Origin of the sequence: Natronomonas sp., assembly GCF_046710025.1 — an archaeon.
Taxonomy (GTDB): Archaea; Halobacteriota; Halobacteria; order Halobacteriales; family Haloarculaceae; genus Natronomonas.
Genome location: NZ_JBKEGK010000159.1, coordinates 1 through 5,930, shown reverse-complemented (window position 1 = coordinate 5,930; position 5,930 = coordinate 1). Strand labels below are relative to the sequence as shown.

General features: G+C 65.4%; 5 protein-coding genes. 2 read left to right on the top strand and 3 right to left on the bottom strand.

The genetic code is table 11. From position 1 onward, the window contains the following. Positions 1-872 (top strand): transcription initiation factor IIB (locus ACI944_RS10640; RefSeq protein ID WP_411719027.1); only part of this gene is annotated, 872 nt, incomplete at its 5' end. 37 nt (positions 873-909) lie between these two features. Here the strand turns inward: ACI944_RS10640 and ACI944_RS10635 are convergent. Continuing rightward, a complete protein-coding gene (locus tag ACI944_RS10635; protein WP_411719026.1) occupies positions 910-2,415 on the bottom strand; it encodes a hypothetical protein in 1,506 nt (501 codons plus the stop codon). A 69-nt stretch (positions 2,416-2,484) separates the two neighbouring features. Further along, on the bottom strand, positions 2,485-4,260 hold the full coding sequence (locus ACI944_RS10630) for an L-lactate permease (RefSeq protein ID WP_411719025.1): 1,776 nt from the start codon (positions 4,258-4,260) through the stop codon (positions 2,485-2,487). A 198-nt stretch (positions 4,261-4,458) separates the two neighbouring features. On the opposite strand from ACI944_RS10630, the gene ACI944_RS10625 reads away from it, so the two are divergent. After that, positions 4,459-5,061, top strand: coding sequence for an ArsR family transcriptional regulator (locus ACI944_RS10625; protein ID WP_411719024.1), 603 nt, complete (start codon positions 4,459-4,461; stop codon positions 5,059-5,061). Between the two features lie 101 nt (positions 5,062-5,162). Here ACI944_RS10625 and ACI944_RS10620 read toward each other — a convergent pair. Next, the coding region (locus ACI944_RS10620; RefSeq protein WP_411719023.1) for an L-lactate permease at positions 5,163-5,930 on the bottom strand (768 nt) is incomplete at its 5' end.

Sequence of the window (5,930 nt, the reverse complement as noted above, 5' to 3'; positions counted from 1 at the left end):
GCTCCGTGACAGCCGCCGACACCGACGAGCGCGTCTGTGCTGATTGCGGCCTCGTCATCGAGGACCAGCGGATCGACTCGGGCCCCGAGTGGCGCGCCTTCGACGCCGCCGAGCGCGACGAGCGCTCCCGTGTCGGCGCGCCGATGACGGAGATGCTCCACGACAAGGGGCTCTCGACGACCATTGGATTCGACAAGACCGACGCCTACGGAAACGCCCTCGGCGGCCGGAAGCGCCGCCAACTCAAGCGGCTCCGCACGTGGAACCGACGCTCGAAGACCGAGGATGCCCACGATCGTAACCTCCGGCACGCGCTCGGCGAAATCGATCGGATGGCGTCGGCGCTCGGCCTCCCACAGCCGATCCGGGAGACAGCGAGCGTCATCTACCGGCGCGCGCTCAATGAGGACCTCCTTCGCGGGCGGTCGATTGAGGGGATGGCAGCGGCCTCGCTGTACGCCGCCTCGCGGCTCGACGGGGTCGCCAGATCGATCGACGAGATCGCGACCGTCAGCCGGGTCGGCGACCTCGAGATCAAACGGGCCTATCGCTACATCGACCGCGAACTCGGTCTCGAGACGCCGCCAGCACACCCAAACGAGTATCTCGGCCGGTTCGCCTCCGAACTCGACTGCGAGGAGGCGACCGAGCGCCTCGCGCGCGATCTCGCCGAGACCGCCGTCGAGGAGGCCGTCCACAGCGGCAAGAGCCCCGTCGGGATCGCCGCGAGCGCGCTGTATGCAGCTTCCCGCCTCCGGAACGAGGGGCTGACGCAGGCCGCCATCTCCGAGACGGCGAACGTTAGCGAGGTCACGATCCGCAACCGCTACCGCGAGGTGCTCGAGGTTGCCGAAATCAGCCATCCCGAGTAAGCGGAACGCACGCCCTCCCCGTCGCCTTTGCCCCCTCTCAATCGAGCCACTCGAGGAACGTCCCGTCGACGAGCGTCTCCGCTTGGGCGTCAATGTAGTCCGACTGCATCCCCCAGACCGCCTGTGCGAACGGCTCCCCGTTCTCGACGCGTTCTGTGACGCGTTCGTGTTTCCATCTGGCGGGCGTCATTCGCCGGTCGACCCGTGCCCGCAGGGGCTGGATGTACCGGTTGGCCTCCTCGGCATTGAGGCCGCGCAACTCGAGACCATCCCGCGCCAGTTCGAACAGTTCGGCGTACAGCTCCCCGGTGTCCGTGGTCTCCGTCCCGTCGGCGGTCACCCACGTCAGGTCGGCTTCGAGGCCGTCACGGACCGCGGCATAGAAGTTCTCCTCCGCCGTCTCCCACGACTGGTGATACACCGGGTGCTCTCGCCGCGGGAGGCTCTGTAGGAGCCCGGCGAAGACGGCTAAGAGCGAAACCGTCCCCCGGATGGTTGGCTGTCCCGGCAGCGGCCGAAACTCGATGCGCGCGTTCGCGCTCTTTCTCGTCGAGCCCCCGAAGACCGGGCGGACCCACCGCCAGAAGCTGCCGTGTTTGTGCCGGAAGTGCGCGAACGCGTCATCGAAGCGCCCCTCGGGATCGACCTCGGCTGGGACAACCGTTTCGTCGGCCGCGATCCGATCCAGGGCGTCTTCGAGGCTGCCGATGTCCTCGGGAAACGTCACCTTCGCCGTGCCCTCGGGGTTAAGAACCGACTCGAAGACGGGGATTCGGTTCTCCATCCAACACTCCGAGAGCACCGTCTCGCCGTCGGCGTCGTAGAGCTCCGGCGGAAAGAACGGTGAGTTGACCGAGAGGGCGAGCAACGGGCCAGCGATCCGCAGGGCGTAGCGGAAGCTCTCGGGTAGATCGTGGGCGTGTGCGACCTGGTAGTGCGGCTGAATGGAGGTGATCAGGCTCTCCGGCATCACGGTGTCTGCCGACAGCGAGACGTGCGGCGCGTCGAGTTGCAGCCCCGGGGCGTAGTCGGTGTTTGCCATCGCGTGGTACCGGACCGCCCGCGACATGTTCGTCGCCATCCGGATCCCGTCCTGTTCGATGCTGCTCGTGAGGTACTCTAAGGCCGTTTCGCCGATCGGCGGCACCGTCCAGAGCCCGTCACTGACGAGGGCCATCCCCTCGCGGGCGACCTCGGACCTCGCCGCCGCGAGTTTCGCCTGGACCTCCGACTCCTGTGCCCGGAGTCCGTACTTCGAGAGCGGTTGCGGCGTCGTCGAGAGTTCGGCGTTGTGCAGGCCGAGTTCCTTCTCGAAGCCGATGTACTCGAGCAATCGGCGCGGGACCCGCATCAACGCGTCCGTCTCGGCGTCGACGGCGTAGAACTCGTACTCTAGTCCGACAATCGCCTGTGGGTTATTGAACGTCCCGTCCTCGAGTTCCGAGCGCAGCGTCTCCTTTTCGGCTTCGACCCGCGACGCGAACGCCTCGTCGTCGATATCCAGCGCCGCCACGACCTGCGCTGCGAGTTCGGAAGCGGACATACACGTCTCTGTGCTCGGCAGGGATTTGAAACGTGCGACTCCTCACAGAGCCGCAGGCGTCCGCCCCGCTCAGAACAGGGTCGGGAAGAAGACGTAGCTGAACAGCAACGAGAGCACACCAACCCCAGTTGCGTAGTACGTGAGCGGAATGAGATTGAGCCGCATGACGCGGCCCTCTTGTCCGACGAGACCGACAGTTGCGAGCGCGGCGACGACGTTGTGAATCGCAACGAGATTGCCGATCGCGCCGCCGACCGCCTGCGCCCCGACGGTGAGCGTTCTCGGGACGCCGACGCTTTCGGCCGCGACGAACTGGAACGGCCCGAACGTGATGTTCGAAACGGTGTTCGAGCCCATCAACGCCGCACCAAGCGCGCCGACAAAGGCGGCGACGAACGGGTACGCCGGCCCAACGGCGTCAGCCGTGGCGGTCGCGAGCACGACGATCATGCTATCGCGTCCCTCGGCGTGGGCGCCGGACTGCAACATGACGTGCGCCATCGCCAACACGAACACCAACGCGACGAGCGGCGATCGGAGGTTTGAGGACGCCTCCTCCCAGGCTTCTATGACCTGTCCCCGCGACATTCCGAACAGCGGGATCGCGACAATCGCGCTCACGAGGAGCCACGTTCCGGGAAGGTACGCGATGTTGACGCCGTTCCCGATTCCCGTCCCGAGTATCGAGACCCATTCGAAGCCGAACAGTCCGAGCGTGAACTCCCCGCCCCCGGTCGTAACCGTCCCGAACCGTAGGGACAACTCGATCCCAAGGGGCCGGATCGTCTCACCCCGAAGAAACCGCGAGATGGGGCCGACGCTCCGCGTAATGACGAGCGAGACGACCAACAGCACGTACGGCGTCCAGGCCTTAAGCGGCGACATCGTGTGTTCGCTCGGAATAACGCCGCGGGCGTCCGCGGGACGGATCGTCCCGACCCAGTGGTCCGGCCACTCCGACTCGGGTGGAAAATCCCACTGTGTCTCCGGCTCGAAGTAGCCCGCCCTGAGCGCCGCGATGACGACGGCTCCCCCGAGCATGGACCCGAAGAGAGCGGGAAACTCGGCGCTGACCTGTGCGGCGAGCCAGTATGGGATCGCAAAGGCGACCCCCGAAACCAGACACAGCGGGGCGACCGCCCAGGCGGGCTGTAGCGATCGCTCCTCGCCGCCGAAAAAGTACACGACCATTCCCACCGCAAAAAGCGGCATTACGGTCCCGACGAGGACGTGATACGTCGCGGCCCACTTGGCGACCTCGACGGCAAACTCGGTCGTCGTCATCCCGTTGGCCTCGATCGTCGCGCGGATCCCGGAAACGCCCGACATCGGCTCGCCGATGCCGACGAGGATCGGTGTCCCTACCGCGCCGTATGTGACGGCGATGACGTGCCCCACTAGCGCGACGACGACCGCCGCGAGCGCCGGAAAGCCGAGCCCCAATAGCAGGGGGGCGACGACGGCGGCGGGCGTGCCGAACCCGGCCGCGCCCTCGATGAACGCCGCGAGGAAGAATGCGACCAACACCACCTGTACCCGGCGATCCTCGCTTATTTTGGCGAAGTTTCGGTTGAGCGTATCGAACGCCCCCGACCGGAGCATCGTGTACAGCAACACGAGCGCCGCGAACACGATAAAGAGTATCTGGACCGCCGTGATGACGCCCTCGATGGTGGCAGCCAACAGCCATGCTGGGGGCATCTCCCAGACAAAGAATCCGATGATGCACGCGACGACCCACGCGATTGGCATCACACGCGCTGCCGGCCACAGCAGACCGACGAGAAGCACGCTGACGACGACGAGCGGCAACGCTGCGAAAGTCATCTCGAGAACGGGGTTCATCTTCGCCCCCTCACGTGTTGTGGCAGACAGATCTCGATGGGCCCCTCTCACAACCCGTCGACCGGTGCCGTCGACCCTCGTCCATATGCTACCGTTTCTGTATGTGCATGGCAGGATTATAAGCACCGGGGAACGGGATTCGATCGGGGCTTTCCGGCGGACAAAGGGATTATATTATATCCGTCCGTTTCGGTGTCTATGGCATCCGAGCGCGAACGGAACGCAAACGGTGAGTTCACCGACCGGATCCCCCCCGAGGCCGCGCTTGACGCGTTCGATTCGCGAGATGACGCAGCGCGCCCGCTCACCGCCGCTGATATTATGGATGCGCTCAACTGTTCGCGGCGGACGGCGCACAACAAACTCAACGCTCTCGTCGACGAAGGACGGCTCGAAACTCGTAAGATCGGTGCGCGAAGCCGAGTCTGGTGGCGGCCGATCCCCGCCCGTCCCGACCCGAGGCCCACCGACGACAGCTCGGCCGACCAATCTGACATCCCCTCCGAGGCCGAACAGGCGATCCGGGCGGCGGACCTCCCAGGGTCGGGTCGGACCCTCGACGCCCGCCGCGAGGCGCTTGCGGCTGCCTACGAGTATCTCACGAGCCACCCGAGCGCGGCGAAGTCAGACTTCCTCGGCGACGTATATCCGGAGTACCCGGCAAAGTTTGAGACACCTGAAGGGTGGTGGAACGCGGTTCAGCCCGCGTTGAAGGAGCTCCCGGCCGTCGACCCACCGGAGGAGCGCGGCCACCTCTGGAAGTTCCTCGGCGGCGATCGGTTCACGCCGACGCTGGGCTGAGGCTCGTTTCGTCTCGATCGCTTGGCGGCGTCTTGATTCTCACAACCCGCCAGCCGCGGCTTTCCATCTAAAATAAAAAACGGCCGAGGGCCGTTATTCGCTCAGAACAGTCCCGGGAAGAGGACGTAGCTGAACAGCATCGCGAGCGTACCGACGCCGATCGAGTAGTAGAGCAGCGGCAGAAGATTGAGCCGCATGACGCGACCCTCTTGACCAACGAGGCCGACGGTCGCGAGCGCGGCGACGACGTTGTGGATCGCAACGAGATTGCCGATGGCGCCGCCGACCGCCTGCGCGCCGACGATGAGCTGCGTCGGCAGCCCGAGTTGTTGTGCGGCCTCGAACTGGAAGCCGCCGAACGTGATATTCGAGACGGTGTTCGACCCGGCCATTGCAGCGCCGAGCGCGCCGATGAGGGCAGCGACGAACGGGTACGCCGGCCCGAGCGCGTTGGCCGTCGCCTGTGCGAGCGCCTGGATCATGCCGAGGTCGATGCTCGTCGGCGCGACCGCGGACTGCAACATCACCTGCACCATCGCGATGACGAATATCAACGCGATGAACGGTGAGACGAGTTTGCTCGCGGTCTCGCTGAGCGCCGATTTGAACTCTCCCCCGCTCATACCGAAGATCGGAATCGACAGGAGCGCGGGGACGATGAGCCAGAAGCCGGGGACGCTCATCCAGGCGATTGAGTTACTGATCTCCGTCCCGAGGATGTTGCTCCATCCGAGGACGATACCGATGGTGAAGTTACCGACCTCGACGCCGTAGTCGGCGTTGCCGATCGCGCTGCTGATCGGGCCGACTGCGCGCGTGATGACCAACAACACGACGACGAGGATGTATGGGACCCACGCCTTCGCCAG

Bases quoted from the DNA above. Each gene is read 5' to 3' on its own strand.
- ACI944_RS10635 (WP_411719026.1), bottom strand. From the start codon at position 2,415: ATGTCCGCTTCCGAACTCGCAGCGCAGGTCGTGGCGGCGCTGGATATC.
- ACI944_RS10630 (WP_411719025.1), bottom strand. From the start codon at position 4,260: ATGAACCCCGTTCTCGAGATGACTTTCGCAGCGTTGCCGCTCGTCGTC.
- ACI944_RS10625 (WP_411719024.1), top strand. From the start codon at position 4,459: ATGGCATCCGAGCGCGAACGGAACGCAAACGGTGAGTTCACCGACCGG.